15 protein-coding genes are annotated in these 14743 nt (G+C 53.3%); 6 read left to right on the plus strand and 9 right to left on the minus strand.

Annotated features, from left to right (window positions below; all coding sequences use genetic code 11):
• Window positions 1-15: 15 nt before the first annotated feature.
• The gene (gene trmL / locus GN208_RS06540) at window positions 16-519 is read left to right on the plus strand and encodes a tRNA (uridine(34)/cytosine(34)/5-carboxymethylaminomethyluridine(34)-2'-O)-methyltransferase TrmL (protein ID WP_004236639.1); all 504 of its coding nucleotides are present in this window, start codon (window positions 16-18) and stop codon (window positions 517-519) included.
• Window positions 520-592: 73 nt separating this feature from the next.
• On the opposite strand, the gene cysE is transcribed toward trmL, so the two are convergent.
• The 4 genes from cysE to GN208_RS06560 all read right to left on the minus strand — a co-directional run bounded on the left by cysE (window position 593) and on the right by GN208_RS06560 (window position 3423).
• On the minus strand, window positions 593-1393 hold the full coding sequence (cysE, locus tag GN208_RS06545) for a serine O-acetyltransferase (RefSeq protein WP_004236641.1): 801 nt from the start codon (window positions 1391-1393) through the stop codon (window positions 593-595).
• A 34-nt stretch (window positions 1394-1427) separates the two neighbouring features.
• A complete protein-coding gene (gene gpsA, locus GN208_RS06550) occupies window positions 1428-2441 on the minus strand; it encodes an NAD(P)H-dependent glycerol-3-phosphate dehydrogenase (protein ID WP_004240117.1) in 1014 nt (337 codons plus the stop codon).
• Window positions 2441-2914 carry a protein-export chaperone SecB gene (gene secB, locus GN208_RS06555; protein WP_004236643.1) on the minus strand — a complete coding sequence of 158 codons (474 nt, stop codon included), beginning with the start codon at window positions 2912-2914 and terminating at the stop codon, window positions 2441-2443. The genes gpsA and secB overlap by 1 nt, the downstream gene beginning before the upstream one ends.
• Before the next feature lie 71 nt (window positions 2915-2985).
• Complete coding sequence (locus GN208_RS06560; protein ID WP_004236644.1) at window positions 2986-3423, minus strand: rhodanese-like domain-containing protein; 438 nt, start codon at window positions 3421-3423, stop codon at window positions 2986-2988.
• Window positions 3424-3849: 426 nt separating this feature from the next.
• Between GN208_RS06560 and envC the strand changes: the two genes are divergently transcribed.
• Both envC and GN208_RS06570 read left to right on the plus strand, forming a co-directional pair.
• Entirely contained in the window at window positions 3850-5061 is a 1212-nt protein-coding gene (gene envC, locus GN208_RS06565) for a murein hydrolase activator EnvC (RefSeq protein WP_230587890.1), read from the plus strand.
• Between the two features lie 6 nt (window positions 5062-5067).
• Window positions 5068-6141, plus strand: a complete 1074-nt coding sequence (locus GN208_RS06570) for a divergent polysaccharide deacetylase family protein (protein ID WP_015422379.1) — start codon at window positions 5068-5070, stop codon at window positions 6139-6141.
• Window positions 6142-6184: 43 nt separating this feature from the next.
• On the opposite strand, the gene GN208_RS06575 is transcribed toward GN208_RS06570, so the two are convergent.
• Window positions 6185-7114, minus strand: a complete 930-nt coding sequence (locus tag GN208_RS06575) for a hypothetical protein (RefSeq protein WP_223302436.1) — start codon at window positions 7112-7114, stop codon at window positions 6185-6187.
• A gap of 225 nt (window positions 7115-7339) precedes the next feature.
• Here GN208_RS06575 and rfaD point away from each other — a divergent pair, with 225 nt between their 5' ends.
• From rfaD to rfaC, 3 genes are read left to right on the plus strand one after another with little or no spacing between them, the layout of a single operon-like run.
• A complete protein-coding gene (rfaD, locus tag GN208_RS06580) occupies window positions 7340-8278 on the plus strand; it encodes an ADP-glyceromanno-heptose 6-epimerase (RefSeq protein WP_004236650.1) in 939 nt (312 codons plus the stop codon).
• Between the two features lie 10 nt (window positions 8279-8288).
• A complete protein-coding gene (gene rfaF, locus GN208_RS06585) occupies window positions 8289-9350 on the plus strand; it encodes an ADP-heptose--LPS heptosyltransferase RfaF (RefSeq protein ID WP_004236651.1) in 1062 nt (353 codons plus the stop codon).
• On the plus strand, window positions 9335-10312 hold the full coding sequence (rfaC, locus tag GN208_RS06590) for a lipopolysaccharide heptosyltransferase RfaC (protein WP_004236652.1): 978 nt from the start codon (window positions 9335-9337) through the stop codon (window positions 10310-10312). The genes rfaF and rfaC overlap by 16 nt, the downstream gene beginning before the upstream one ends.
• A 2-nt stretch (window positions 10313-10314) precedes the next feature.
• On the opposite strand, the gene GN208_RS06595 is transcribed toward rfaC, so the two are convergent.
• Genes GN208_RS06595 through rfaQ form a run of 4 tightly spaced genes read right to left on the minus strand, consistent with a single transcriptional unit; the run spans window position 10315 to window position 14622 of the window.
• On the minus strand, window positions 10315-11292 hold the full coding sequence (locus GN208_RS06595) for a polysaccharide deacetylase family protein (RefSeq protein ID WP_004236653.1): 978 nt from the start codon (window positions 11290-11292) through the stop codon (window positions 10315-10317).
• An 11-nt stretch (window positions 11293-11303) separates the two neighbouring features.
• The gene (locus tag GN208_RS06600; protein WP_004236654.1) at window positions 11304-12425 is read right to left on the minus strand and encodes a glycosyltransferase; all 1122 of its coding nucleotides are present in this window, start codon (window positions 12423-12425) and stop codon (window positions 11304-11306) included.
• On the minus strand, window positions 12425-13552 hold the full coding sequence (locus tag GN208_RS06605) for a glycosyltransferase family 4 protein (RefSeq protein WP_004236655.1): 1128 nt from the start codon (window positions 13550-13552) through the stop codon (window positions 12425-12427). Before GN208_RS06605 ends, GN208_RS06600 begins: the two co-directional genes overlap by 1 nt.
• On the minus strand, window positions 13549-14622 hold the full coding sequence (rfaQ, locus tag GN208_RS06610; RefSeq protein ID WP_004236656.1) for a putative lipopolysaccharide heptosyltransferase III: 1074 nt from the start codon (window positions 14620-14622) through the stop codon (window positions 13549-13551). Before rfaQ ends, GN208_RS06605 begins: the two co-directional genes overlap by 4 nt.
• Between the last annotated feature and the right edge of the window lie 121 nt (window positions 14623-14743).

The following is a 14743-nucleotide window of genomic DNA, read 5'->3' on the forward strand; positions in this document are numbered from 1 at the left end:
AGTTTATATAATACCATGCTCAACATCGTCTTATTCGAACCTGAAATACCACCAAACACCGGCAATATAATCCGGTTATGCGCCAATACCGGCTTTCGGCTGCATCTGATTCATCCGCTGGGGTTTACCTGGGATGATAAGCGGCTGCGGCGGGCCGGGCTGGATTACAGTGAGTTTGCGGATATCAAACATCACCATGATTATTATGCCTTTCTCGAAAGCGAGGGGCTGAGTTCTGATAATGCTCAGTCGCCGACTGGTAACCGGGTGTTTGCACTGACCACTAAGGGCACACCACGACACAGTAATGTCAGCTATCAGGCCGGGGATTATCTGTTGTTCGGCCCGGAAACTCGCGGATTACCGCCTTATGTGCTGGATAATATGCCGGTGGATCAAAAAATCCGCGTGCCGATGCTGCCGAACAGCCGCAGTATGAATTTATCCAATACCGTTGCAGTAATTGTATTTGAAACCTGGCGGCAACTGGATTATGCAGGGGCGTTATTACGGGATTAATGTGTTCTGTATTTCAGTCACAAAAAAGACAGCCTTGGCTGTCTTTTTTACTTTTGGCTGCTGAATCAGGAAACTAAATCCCCTCGCACCCGTTAAAGTGCTGATCCATATCCAGAGAGGGTTTTTCACACCCCGGTTTACCGACTATCTTTGCCGGTACACCTGCAACGGTGGTGTGTGCCGGGACCGGGTGCAGAACCACGGAGCCTGCGCCGATTTTGGCACCGCGTCCGATTTCGATATTGCCGAGGATTTTGGCACCAGCACCAATCATCACGCCTTCGCGGACTTTCGGGTGGCGGTCACCGCCGGTTTTGCCGGTACCGCCGAGGGTGACGGACTGCAGGATGGAGACATCATTTTCCACTACCGCCGTTTCGCCGATGACAATGCCGGTTGCGTGATCAAACATAATGCCGTGGCCGATTTTGGCGGCCGGGTGGATATCCACACCAAATGTCACGGAAACCTGGTTCTGAAGGTAGGTTGCCAGCGCGCGGCGGTTCTGATTCCACAGCCAGTTAGCGATGCGGTAAGCCTGTAAAGCGTGGAAGCCCTTCAGGTAGAGCAGCGGCGTGGAGTATTTATCCACCGCCGGATCCCGCAGGCGGACGGCTTTAATATCCATGGCAGCGGATTTAATCATCTGCGGATCATTGTGATACGCCTCTTCCACCACTTCACGGACAGAAATCGCCGGCATGGTCGGGGTTGCCAGTTTGTTGGCCAGCATAAAACTGAGCGCGCTGCCCAGATTTTCATGCTTGAGTAATGTCGCATGGAAAAAACTGGCCAGCATCGGCTCACAATCAGCAAAGTCCCGCGCTTCCTGCTTTATATAGCTCCAGACTTCTTCCAGTTCTTCGTAGGACATAATTACCTCACAGACTTCGGATAAAAAAACGGGCTTAAAAGTGCTCACCTTCTTCTTTGGTGGCACGCCCCAACAGGGCACGGGCAGCTTCGAGCACATCTTTATTGCAGTAGAGTATTTGATAGATTTGCTCGGTGATAGGCATTTCAACGCCTGCACGCTCTGCCAGCGCACGAACTTCTTTGGTATTACGGTATCCTTCCACCACCTGACCGATACGCTCCTGTGCTTCATCCACACTCACGCCCTGCCCCATCATCATACCGAAACGGCGGTTACGGGACTGGTTGTCAGTACAGGTCAGCACGAGGTCACCCAGACCGGCCATCCCCATAAAGGTAGACGGGTCTGCGCCTAATGCCACTCCCAGGCGGGTCATTTCTGCCAGGCCACGGGTGATAAGCGCGGTTCGCGCATTGGCACCAAACCCCATTCCGTCAGAGATCCCCGCCCCAATCGCAATGACGTTTTTCACGGCACCGCCAAGCTGGATCCCGATAAAATCCGGGTTTTTATAGACACGGAAGCTTTTTCCGCAGTGGAAAAGCTGCTGAACCTCATCCGCAAAGGCAGGTTCTGTCGCCGCGACAGCAATCGCCGTCGGCAGGCCGGCAGCCAGCTCTTTGGCAAAAGAGGGACCGGAAATCATAGCCAGCGGAATTTTATCCCCGAGGACTTCACGCACCACTTCACCCAGCAGGCGCCCGGTTTCCGCTTCCAGACCTTTGGTCGCCCAGATAATCCGGGCATCAGGCCGCAGCAGCGGTTTGACACGTTTGAGCACGTCCCCGAACACATGGCTCGGCACCACCAGCAGAATATTACGGCTGGCCGCGAGGGCTTTTTCAAGGGAGGCTTCAGGGATCAGGGTATCCGGGAACGGGACATCCGGCAAAAATGCCTGGTTGGCACGATCAGCCTCAAGCTGACGGATATGTTCCGGGTCATGCCCCCACAGCACCACACGGTGCCCGTTACGGGCCAGTGTGATCGCTAAAGCGGTGCCGTATGAACCGGCACCGAGTACAGTCATAGAAGCGTCTGTCATTATGCTTCCTGTGTACCTTCCTGCGCAGCCTGCTGTTGTTCCTGCTGCTGCAGATAGTTCATGAACAGTGCATCGAAGTTAACCGGTGCCAGGTTCAGCTGAGGGAATGTGCCGCGGCCGACCAGACCTGCGATGCACTCACGGGCATACGGGAACAGGATATTCGGGCAGTATGCACCCAGGCAGTGTGCCAGCTGAGTACCTTCCAGACCGCCGATGGTGAAAATACCGGCCTGCTGAACTTCACACAGGAATGCGGTTTCTTCGCCCATAGTCGCTGTCACAGTGACGCGCAGAACGATTTCATAAACGTCATCAGCCAGTTTGGTTGAGCCGGTGTCCAGATCCATCTTCACTTCCGGCTGCCACTCCTGCTGGAAAACGGCAGGTGCATTCGGCGCTTCAAAAGAAATATCTTTGGTGTAAACGCGCTGAATGTTGAAAGACATTTCTGTGTTTTGTTGTTCTGACATAGTGTTACCTTTTGATATCCATATAAAGAGTGTGAGTTACAAAGGGGATGTTCCAATCATCCTTTGCCGGATTACTTTTTGCTGCGGGAAAGCGGTAAGTTATCACCGGTCCAGCCGGAGAGGCCGTCTTTCAGCACAAATACACGTTCAAAACCGGCTTTGAGCAGGCTTTCAGCCGGTTTGACCAGCTCCATACCGTTGGCGGAAACCAGGATAACAGGACGGTTTTTGTGTTTTTCCACTTCACCGAGGTTGTTGTCTTTAATTTCTGACGGCGTCAGATTGACCGCGTCAATGATATGACCACGGCGGAAATCGTCCCGGGTACGGGTATCCACGACAATCGCTTCTTCTTTATTAATCAGTGCGATAGCGGTAGAACGCGGAATTGTTTTCACTTTTGAAAACAGTCCTTTGACAGTCAGTACGATGACTGAGATCAGTAACGCGACCCATACAAGGCTGATAATAGGGTGCTTACTGACAAATGGCATAATTTCTTGCAGCATGGGGGACAATAACTCCCGTTGGTTAATAACAAAGATCAAAGGGCAGAAGTATACCTGTGTGCCGGTTCAAATACAGCCGGTCTTGCCCGGGTTATGGCTGTTTTCATCGTAATTTTGCGGCGCATGCCGCGAAAATTCATTTTTCCGACAGACAGAGGGGTTAATTTACCATTGATTCACGGCTAAGGTAAAAAACAAACGCAACAAATTCGCGATGAATCTCCGCCGCCGGATTGTCCCGAAGTGTAAATCCCGGATAACAGGACTGGTAACGCTTTAAATGGCATGGAATAATTGCAGTTTAGAATAGTTAAATACGATCGTTTCTTTGGCGTAACGGCAGGGTCAGATAAATTGGCGCATAAGCACGTTTTCCGCACGCATTCCCGCCGGGTGTCCCCCGGTGTCCGCACATTACTGGCAGCTCTGCTGTTGCCGGTCTCTTTTGCTGTTTCTGCCGCCAATACAACCACCGCCGATGCCAGCAAGAATGAGCTGAAAAATCTCCAGCTGAATATCGCGGAGAAAGAAAAGAGCGTCAAAGAGCAGCAGGGAAAACGTGCAAATCTGTTAACCCAGCTGAAAAATCAGGAAAAGGATATCGCCGCTGCCGGTCGTGAACTCTATTCCACACAGAAAACCCTGAAACAGCTCGACAGTGAAATCACGACTCTCAGCGCAGAAATCAAACAGCTGGATGCGAAGCAGAAAGCCCAGCGGGCGCTGCTGTCAAAACAACTGGACGCCGCATTCCGCCAGGGGCGTCATCAGGGTATTGAACTGATTTTCAAGGGTGAGGAAGGCCAGCGCGATGAGCGGATCCTTGCCTATTACACCTATATCGGTGCCGCACGGGAAAAAACCATTGCAGAGCTGGAAGAGACCACGCAGCAGTTACACGCCCGCCGCCAGACTGAGCAACAAAAACGTGCAGAGCATAAAAGCCTGCTCGGCAAACAGCAGACTGAAAAGAAAAAGCTGGATCGTGCCCAGACCGCCCGGAAATCCACCCTGACTGAGCTGGAGCGCTCGCTGAAAGCCGATCAGAAAGATTTGCTGGTGATGCGGGAGAACGAAAGCCAGCTGCGTAACAAGATAGCCAAAGCGGAGCGCGAAGCCAAAGCCCGTGCGGAACGCGAAGCCCGTGAAGCCGCCCGTATCCGCGAGAAACAGGCGCAGGCGAAGAAAAAAGGTTCCACCTATACCCCGACTCAGGACGAGCGCTCGCTGATGTCCCGCACCGGGGGACTGGGCCGTCCGGCCGGTCAGGCTATCTGGCCGGTTCGTGGTCCGCTGCTGCACCGGTTCGGTGACAGTATCTCCGGCGAACTGCGCTGGAAAGGCATGGTAATCGGCGCGCCGGAAGGCACACAGGTAAAAGCAGTGGCAGATGGCCGGGTCCTGCTGGCAGACTGGCTGCAGGGTTATGGTCTGATGGTGGTGGTCGAGCACGGTAAAGGGGATATGAGCCTTTACGGCTATAACCAGAGCGCACTGGTGAATGTGGGTGATCAGGTGAAAGCCGGTCAGCCGATTGCACTGGTGGGCAGCAGCGGGGGCCAGGAAAGACCGGGCCTCTATTTTGAAATCCGGCGCCAGGGACGGACGGTTAACCCGCAGCCCTGGCTGGGGAGATAGCACACAGTGACTTACCGGCAGAAAACCAAAAATATCGTACTGACTTCGTTACTTTTTATCACTTCGTCACTGATAACGTTTTCTGCCGCTGCAGCGCAGCTCGCCATTGTGATCGATGATTTCGGTTACCGCAAACAGGATGATAACCGCATCCTGGAACTGCCGCCGCAGGTCTCCATTGCTATCCTGCCGAATTCCCCGTTCGGCAAAGAAATGGCAGAAAAAGCACACCGCCAGGGCCGTGAAATTCTTATCCATATGCCTATGGCACCGATCAGCAAACAGCCACTGGAGCGCGACACTCTGCACCCGTCCATGAGTGCCGCAGAAATTGATACCCTGATTAAAGCTGCGATTGCCCGGGTGCCGTATGCCACCGGCATGAATAACCATATGGGCAGCGCGATGACCTCTGATCTGACCGCCATGCAGCATGTGATGGCGTCTCTCTCCGGCTCCGGTTTTTATTTCCTCGACAGTGTGACCATCGGCAGCACCAAAGCGACACAGGCTGCACAGGGAACACCGGTTCGCGTACTGCGCCGCCAGGTTTTTCTGGATAATGTGCAGACAGAGGAAGAGACGCGCAAGCAACTGAACCGGGCTGTTGCTCTGGCACGCAAACAGGGGTCGGTGATCGCTATCGGGCACCCGCATCCGTCGACGGTCCGCGCACTGCATAAACTCATCCCGCAACTGCCGCCGGATATTGAGCTGGTATCGCCGGGATATATGCTGACGCATGCCGGTAAACCATCTGCCGTGAAACCGCAGCCGGAGAAACCGGTCGTGCCGGTCAAACCGGTGGTGAAGGAAAAACCGTGGCTGACACCAATGACTGAGCAGTGTGAGGGTAAAGCAGAAATCGGCGGGGAGTTCTACACCAACTATATCAATCTGCTGACGGAAGCACTCCTGAGAGATCAGATGAACGGCAAAGTGGCGGAAGTCCTGTTATCCGTCCGCATGGCGCTACCGCAGCCGGATACCGCGCCGCCTGCGGCAAAAGAGTCAGTCAGCACTGACCTGAAGGCCGCGGAAAAAGTACCGGCTGAACCGGCGGCAGAGACTCAGCGATAGCAGGACCGGGATAACCAGCCCGGCCGACAGTATGATCAGATTATCACCGGCGGAACATCACACCGGTGACAGCACGGCTTATCCACAGTGTCAGAGCGACACAAACCGCAGTTATAATCCATAACTCAGTCTCCCCGAAGTGCCGGAAACTGTTGGTGAGTAATACCATATAAACCGTTCCGGCGGTGATCGCCGCCATAACCAGAATACTGAGCACGGTACTGAGCAGAACGGAAATTACCAGCGGCCTGATCTGCAATATTCCGCCTGCCACCGGGAACCGCTGACGGACAGCAATAAAAACAATACCGCACGAAATCAGCAGACCCGCCGCGGTGGTATACGCATTATCAGACAGCGGTGCCGGTATGCCGCCGGGGAGGTGCGGTGTTATCACCGCCGTCAGAAATAATGCGATCATCCACATCAGATACACCATCCCGCAACTGAACAACAGTGCGTAAATATCCGGAGTTTTTCCGTCCGGGATAACTGCAGGATGGCTGACTTTAAGATAATATTTCGCCACCAGACGGGTCGCGATACCCAGTAATACAAATGAGATCAGGTACAGGCCAATATCTGCGGTTTTGACCAGCAGAATAACGTCAGCAAACTCCGCTTTCTCCGCAATCATTGTCGCCATCAGATGACTGAGCCATTCCGCTTTGAGGCTGCCGAGGATCATGTTTGCTGTATACAGAAAGAGAGTAAGACCGATAACTGCCAGAACAGTTTTACGATTCAGTTGTGTTATCCGGTAATGATAAAAAAATAATGATGTCAGAGTAAAAAGCCCGGTCAGCTGAATCAGCTGAAAAGCAAATACTTTTGACAAATAGGCCGCTAATGATAATTCAGGATAGCGGACACTGACATCCGGGTAAGAAACCAGGATCAGCGAACCACTCAGAATAAGTGCATAGGCCAGTACAAATAATAGCGGTAACCGGAAAACAGTGGTCGGGTTCATGCATATTCCTTTAAAGTCCGGAGACACTGTCCGGCCGGATAACATAATAAGATAACCTAATAAATAGTGTTCACGGTATAACAGATCATCAGCGGAAAACAACCCGGTAACACGGGAGATCTTCCTGCCGCTGCAATTTTTCATCCACGTCAGACCCCCTTCAATGCTATGATAAAAGCAGTGATTTTTTCATTTTCTTGAATGAACCGAACAGAGGAATGCGTGATGATTATTGTCACCGGCGGTGCCGGATTTATCGGCAGCAATATTGTAAAAGCACTGAATGATGACGGTTACACTGATATTTTAGTCGTGGATAACCTGAAAGACGGCACCAAATTTGTCAATCTGGTCGATCTGAATATCGCCGATTACATGGATAAAGAAGATTTTATCGCCGGTATTGTAGCCGGGGATGATTTCGGGGATATCGAAGCAGTATTCCATGAAGGTGCCTGCTCATCCACCACCGAGTGGGACGGCAAGTACATGATGGATAATAACTATCAGTACTCCAAAGAACTGCTGCATTATTGTCTGGATCGTCAGATCCCGTTCCTGTATGCCTCTTCTGCCGCCACCTACGGCGGGCGCAGTGATAACTTTATTGAAGATCGGCAGTATGAAAAACCATTAAATGTGTATGGTTATTCCAAATTCCTGTTTGATCAGTATGTCCGTGAAATTCTGCCGGAAGCAGAGTCTCAGATCTGCGGTTTCCGTTATTTCAACGTCTACGGCCCGCGTGAAGGCCATAAAGGCAGCATGGCGAGTGTCGCTTTCCATCTGAATAATCAGATTTTAAACGGCGAAAACCCGAAATTATTCTCCGGCAGTGAAAACTTCCTGCGCGATTTCATCTATGTGGGTGATGTGGCGGATGTAAATCTGTGGTTCTGGAAAAATGCCAAATCCGGTATTTTCAACTGCGGTACCGGCCGCGCGGAATCTTTTCAGGCTGTCGCCGATGCTGTGACCGGTTTCCACAGCGAACGCCAGTGCGCGCTCGATTACATCCCGTTCCCAGAAAAACTGAAAGGCCGCTATCAGGCGTATACCCAGGCTGACCTGACTAATCTGCGTGCAGCGGGCTACCCGGGTGAGTTCAAAACGGTTGCTGAAGGTGTCCGTGAATATATGGCTTGGTTAAATCAGGGGAATTAATTAAACGCACATGAAAATTCTGGTGATCGGGCCGTCGTGGGTCGGTGATATGATGATGTCACAAAGCCTTTACCGTACCCTGAAAACACGTTATCCGCAGGCAACAATTGATGTGATGGCACCCGCGTGGTGCCGTCCGCTGCTGGCAAAAATGCCGGAAGTGGATGAGGCTGTCGCTATGCCGATCGGCCACGGTGCACTGGCACTCGGTGAGCGCCGCCGTCTCGGTCATTCCCTGCGTGATAATAAGTATGATCGTGCTTATGTGCTGCCGAACTCGTTAAAATCGGCACTGGTGCCGTTTTTTGCGAAAATCCCTGTGCGCACCGGCTGGCTGGGCGAAATGCGTTACGGCCTGCTCAACGATCACCGGAAGCTCGACAAAGCCGCTTTTCCGCTGATGGTGCAGCGTTATGTTGCCCTCGCGTATGATAAAGCGGATGTCCCTGCCGCCGCCGCTCTGCCGCAGCCCCTGCTGTGGCCGAAGCTGGTGGTGCGTGATGAGGATATTGCCGAGAGCATGGCTGCGTTTAATATCAGTGATCACCGCCCGGTCGTCGGTTTTTGTCCGGGGGCCGAATTTGGCCCGGCCAAACGCTGGCCGCATTATCACTACGGTGAATTAGCGAAGAAACTGATTGATGAGCGTGATTTTCAGATAGTCCTGTTCGGCTCAGAAAAAGATCACGCTGCCGGTGAGGAAATCCTCGCCATGCTCAGTGATGAGCAGCGCGAAAACTGTCTGAACCTGGCCGGAAAAACCTCACTGGAACAGGCGGTGAATCTGATCGCCGGTTGTCATGCCATTATCACCAATGATTCCGGTCTGATGCATGTGGCCGCCGCGCTGGATCGCCCGCTGGTCGCCTTATACGGCCCGAGCAGCCCGGATTTCACGCCGCCGCTGTCAGAGAAAGCCCGCGTTATCCGCCTGATCACCGGTTATCATAAAGTCCGCAAAGGGGATGCCCATGAGGGCTACCATCAGAGCCTGATTGATATTCAGCCGGAGCAGGTTCTGTCTGAACTGGATGATTTGCTGAAGAGTTCCCCGCCATGCGCCGTGTGTTAATCGTCAAAACCTCGTCGATGGGGGATGTGCTGCATACCCTGCCCGCACTGACCGATGCCGTGCAGGTATTCCCGGCTCTCACCTTTGACTGGGTGGTTGAAGAGGGTTTTGCCCAGATCCCGGGCTGGCACTCTGCTGTTGATCGCGTCATTCCGGTTGCTATCCGCCGCTGGCGGAAAAACTGGTTCCGCCGCGATATCCGTGATGAACGCCGCCGGTTCCGCGACGCTGTTCAGTCACAGACCTATGATGCGGTGATTGATGCACAGGGGCTGATTAAAAGTGCCCTGCTGGTTACCCGGCTGGCACGCGGCCGCAAACACGGCTACGACCGGCACAGTATCCGCGAGCCGCTGGCGAGCTTTTTCTATGATGAGAAACACGCTGTCAGCAAAACACAGCATGCTGTTGAGCGGATCCGTCAGCTTTTTGCCCTGAGCCTCGGCTATGAAAAACCGCAGACACAGGGTGATTACGCGATTGCCGCCCATTTTCTGAATAACCGTGCGGTATCGCCGGATGCCGTGCCGTATCTGGTCTGTCTCCACGCCACCACCCGTGATACCAAACACTGGCCGGAATCACACTGGCGGGCGCTGTTTGCCCAGTTGGCTGATACTGATCTGCATGTCCGCCTGCCGTGGGGTGCACCGCATGAACAGGAACGGGCACTGCGTCTGGCGGAAGGATTCACCCATGTGCATGTACTGCCGAAATTATCACTGGCGGATGTGGCGGCAGAAATTGCCGGTGCGGAAGGGGTGATTTCAGTCGATACTGGGCTGAGCCACCTGACGGCCGCGCTGGATAAACCCAATATCACCCTGTACGGCCCGACGGACCCGGGGCTGATCGGTGGTTACGGTAAGGGGCAGTTTGCCCTGACATCAAAGGACGGGGATTTATCCTCTGTCAGTGCGGATGATGTGCTCGCCGCCATGGCAGAGCACATGCCGCGTTAAGATTATGATGCGTGACGCTGTGCGAGTTTGCGCTGATAAAACTCCGCCAGCGTCATCCCTTCCGCCCGCTGGGCGATATACGCAAACAGTTGCTCCAGATCATCATACAGTGCATCAATCGCCGCCTCATCCCTGAATGTCGGGCTGCCGCCCGGCATAAATTCGGATGAATGCAGCATAAACTCAATGTGAGAGTTTCCCTGCGCCAGACAGGCATCCACCACCTGCTGCATCTGTGCCAGATTCCCGCCTTTCGGCCGCAGCCAGTTCACGGACGGCGAGCGTTTTTTGCCGCGTAACTTATCATAAAACTGTTTCAGGCCGTTCATCAGCGGGGAATGGCGGAACTGTACGCTCATCGGTACCTGTAACAGCGCTGAATCCCCGGGACGGCGGATATCATTCAGATCCATAAAATACGCTTCAGACGGAAAATTCAGGTAATTGGTGCCGCCGTTACCGATGGGTGCCGGTGCTCCCGGAGTATATGCCCAGTTCACCCGTGGTGTCACAGAGCAGTCTGTCTGATAACCAAATTCTGCCAGCAAACGGGCATATTTTTCATTGAATGCCCAGCGGCCCGCGCGGTGGCTGAGCATTTTAGTCTGTAATTTATCTTCCAGCAGCGATGTCATGACGTTAACTTTTTCTTTCATCACATCATCAGGGTATTCAATCAGGTAAGGCTGGAAGCGATCATCGTCTGACGTCAGTGCCTTCAGCGGCGGGCTGTTCCAGGCATGCAGATGCATGCCGATCTCCCCGGTCTGCCGGGCAATCACATCCTGCGCAAATTCAATATAGGCATCATCCGTTGCCATTTCATAGTTGGTCAGCCAGACCGGCTTAAAGCTGTATTTCTCGCACAATGCCTGAAAGCGCGGTAAAAACCGGGTATTCTGCGTGGTGATCACCGGACCGGATTCCCAGAGGTTATCCCCTTCCGTATCAAGGGTAATGATAAAAGCGGGTTTCGCCATAGTTGTGCTCCTCACGCGTGTGTTGACGGGACTGGCTGAATTAAATCACAGTACTGGCTGACAATCGTCTGCTGCTCAAATTTCTGATACATCTCAGGGGTGATCACCGGCGGGTGTTCATAAACCAGACGGATTTTTTCCGCCAGACTCACCGGTGTCATATCTGAAAGATACGCTGCCAGTTCGCCGGTCATGATCTCGCCGATTCCTCCCGGGCAATGGGTACTGACCACCGGTGTGCCGCAGATCAGTGATTCGATCAGAACAGAAGAAAGTCCTTCACTGTCAGAGCTTAATACCACAGCTTTCGCACCTCGGATAATCGGCATCGGTTTTGACTGAAAACCGATAAATTCCACTCTCTCTTCCAGCCCCAGTTCAGCTACCTGGTTTTTCAGTGTTTGTGTGGCAGACTGGCTGCCCTGTCCCGCCAGCAGCAGTTTGCACGGCAGATTAGCCAGTGCAAACGCGGTCAGTAACCGATCCTGCCGTTTCACCTCATGAAAACGCCCGAGGTGAACCATGTAATCCTGCCCCTGGTACGGGTTATCTTTCTGCGACTGGTACTGAATATCCGCAACATCAAACGGGTTATAAATGGTCACGCACTGCTGCGGCGTCACGCCTACGTTTTCACACAGATCCCGGCACACCGCACCGGAGACGCCAATAATATTCCGTCCGTTATACACCCGGCGGATTTTTTCCTGTTTCAGACGGCGGCGAAGGCCGGTTTTATTGCCGAGATAACTGGCTGAAAACATGCCGTGGAGGCAGAACCAGACATTCAGCCCGGTCAGTGCCTGTGATGCGGCGACAATACGGTCAGTTTTATGCAGATTGGACACCACCAGTACCGGTTTACCTTTGCGGGCAAACAGATCAGATAAGAAAGCATCCATTTTTCCGGCACGGCGCCGGATTTCAGTCTGGCGGTGGAACAAGCCACGGTAAGTATCCGCAGAGACCTGATAATCCACCCCTTCCGGGATATCATAATCGCGGGTATTGCTGAGAGATAACAGAGTGACATCATAACCGGTCAGAACCAGCCCGTGGCTCAGGCTCAGCACCACCCGTTCAGCACCGCCGCCCGGTAAACCGTCAATAATAAATAAAATATGCTGTTTCATTATGCCAGGACCCGCCCGTAGAGATCGATAAGCTGCTGTGATAACGCCGCCGGTGTATAAGGTAAAACCCGCTGCCGTGCACATTCAGACATCCGGCTGCTCAGGTGATCACAGGGCAGTTGCGAGACCGCCTCTGCCAGACCGCCAATATCCAGCGCATCACAGACAAAACCCTCTTCACCCTGTGAGATAAATTCCGCCCCGCCGCAGGTGGTACTGGTGATCACCGGCAGTGCGCAGGCCATCGCCTCGGGTACCACATTCGGGAACGGATCATACAGTGTCGGCAGCAGCAGCCCGTCACTCATCTGATAAAACGGCAGTGTCTGTTTCTGCATACCCGCAAAACGGATGCGATCCGCACAACCCAGGGATGCTGCCAGCTGTCGATATTTTTTTTCTGCCTTATCCTGACCGACCACCAGCAGATACGCATCATTGCGGCTGACCGCCATAATCGCCGCCGCCAGTCCTTTGCGTTCAAACCCGGAACCGACATACACCAGACATTTTGCCGCCGCCGGGATCTGATAAGTCTGCCGGAGCGCGAGACGCTCTGATTCCGGCAGCGGATGGAACTTTTCAGAATCAATCCCGTTATAGATGACGGTTATTTGCGACTCTGACAAACCAAAGTCTTCCATCACCTCTTTTTTTACCATTTCCGAATTACAAATCACCTGCTTAAAGTGCGGATCATGGTACATCTCCTGCTCCGCCTTCATCACATAACGGTGGTACGGCGAGGCAAACAACAGTTTTGCCCGCCAGGCGGGCAGTACCCGCGCCCGCTGTAACAGCCAGCGGCGGTGCACACCGTCCCCGGCCCGGAAAATATCACAGCCGGCAATGCGTTCATGGCTCTGAACAATATCAAATTTTTCATTCTGCCAGCAGGCACGGGCAGCGTTGGCAAATCCCCGTTCACGGCTGATCCGTCCCCATTTCGGCGGATTCACCACATGAATATGCCAGCCGGGAGCCGCAGCACCCTGCCAGGAACGGGTGATAACATTCAGCTCCAGATTCCGGTTGTCCAGTGCTTCCAGCGCCCGGGATACAAAACGCTCCGCGCCGCCGTCCGGGCGGTATTTCTGACGAACAATCGCCAGACGCATATTTTTCATAAATATCTCCGTGCAGCGGTAATCACTGCGTCTGCCGGAATCGGACTCAGGTAACGTTCGTCCGTCCTTGTGTCCACGTCATCCGGGTCCGGCTGTTCCCCGTAATCCGATGCTTTAATAATTTCACCGGTTGCCTGCCACGGCGACCAGAACACCAGTTTCGTCGGGCCGAACAGAGCCACCATCGGCGTTTGCAGGGCGGCAGCCATGTGCATCGGCACAGAATCCACACCGATAAACAGTTTTGCACGATCAATCAGTGCCGCGAGCTGCGGCAACGTCAGTTCTCCGGCAACGGACACAATTTTTCCGTCGGCAACAGCCTGCTGACAGGGCGCAAGAATAGATTCAATCATCGCTTTTTCGCGCGGATCCGGCCCGCTGCTGAGCACAATCTGGTGCCCGTCATCCGCCAGTGTGCGGATAACCTCACTCATCTTGTCGTCATCCCAGCATTTATAGAACCAGCGGGATGTCGGCTGTACCACAATATAGTCACCGGTCACCTGTTTGCGCTGCAAAAGCTGTTCAGTCTTCTGCCGGTCTTCCTCTGAACAGGCCATGGTGACATGGTTATCAGTCACCGGCAGATTCAGCGGGGTTAATCCGTTAAGATTCTGCTCCACCGTATGCATGGTCAGTTCCTGTGAGGTATCTGCCAGCAGGGTGTAACATTTTTTCCAGAAAATACTCTGCCGTTTCCGCAGATCCAGCCCGATACGGATACGGGCACCGGTGAAACGGGTCACAATCGCGCTGTACCACTGATCAGCCAGATTCACCACGAGGTCATAACGGCGGCGGCGCAGTGATTTCAGTAAATGCCACTCATGCCCGATACGTTTGCAGGTTCCCTCTTTACGCCAGGCTCTGTCCATGGCAAAAATATGGCTGATGCCGGGATGGCGGCTGAGCATCGGTGCTGTTTCCTGATACAGCAGGACATCAACCTCAGCATCCGGGTAATTCGCTTTCAGAGTATTAATCACCGGCGTTATCAGCAGCATATCGCCGTGATGACGGAGTTTTATTACTAAAATACGCTGTACCGGCGCTGATGCTGTTTGCATAAGAGTTCCATTTGGGTCAGACAGAAATCAGGGAATAAGGTGTATCAATCTCTGAGGCACAGATTACCACAAATCGTTCCCGGCAGTATTAACAGATAGCGCAGTGTGTTGTGCCGGGCAG

Origin of the sequence: Morganella sp. HSTU-ASny43, assembly GCF_022819185.1 — a bacterium.
Taxonomy (GTDB): domain Bacteria; phylum Pseudomonadota; class Gammaproteobacteria; order Enterobacterales; family Enterobacteriaceae; genus Morganella; species Morganella morganii.

Coding starts and splice junctions, on each gene's coding strand:
- GN208_RS06560 (WP_004236644.1), bottom strand. CDS start 3,423: ATGCTGCAAGAAATTATGCCATTTGTCAGTAAGCACCCTATTATCAGC.
- cysE (WP_004236641.1), bottom strand. CDS start 1,393: ATGTCCTACGAAGAACTGGAAGAAGTCTGGAGCTATATAAAGCAGGAA.
- GN208_RS06600 (WP_004236654.1), bottom strand. CDS start 12,425: ATGAAACAGCATATTTTATTTATTATTGACGGTTTACCGGGCGGCGGT.
- GN208_RS06595 (WP_004236653.1), bottom strand. CDS start 11,292: ATGGCGAAACCCGCTTTTATCATTACCCTTGATACGGAAGGGGATAAC.
- GN208_RS06575 (WP_223302436.1), bottom strand. CDS start 7,114: ATGAACCCGACCACTGTTTTCCGGTTACCGCTATTATTTGTACTGGCC.
- rfaD (WP_004236650.1), top strand. CDS start 7,340: ATGATTATTGTCACCGGCGGTGCCGGATTTATCGGCAGCAATATTGTA.
- rfaF (WP_004236651.1), top strand. CDS start 8,289: ATGAAAATTCTGGTGATCGGGCCGTCGTGGGTCGGTGATATGATGATG.
- rfaC (WP_004236652.1), top strand. CDS start 9,335: ATGCGCCGTGTGTTAATCGTCAAAACCTCGTCGATGGGGGATGTGCTG.
- secB (WP_004236643.1), bottom strand. CDS start 2,914: ATGTCAGAACAACAAAACACAGAAATGTCTTTCAACATTCAGCGCGTT.
- rfaQ (WP_004236656.1), bottom strand. CDS start 14,622: ATGCAAACAGCATCAGCGCCGGTACAGCGTATTTTAGTAATAAAACTC.
- trmL (WP_004236639.1), top strand. CDS start 16: ATGCTCAACATCGTCTTATTCGAACCTGAAATACCACCAAACACCGGC.
- gpsA (WP_004240117.1), bottom strand. CDS start 2,441: ATGACAGACGCTTCTATGACTGTACTCGGTGCCGGTTCATACGGCACC.
- GN208_RS06605 (WP_004236655.1), bottom strand. CDS start 13,552: ATGAAAAATATGCGTCTGGCGATTGTTCGTCAGAAATACCGCCCGGAC.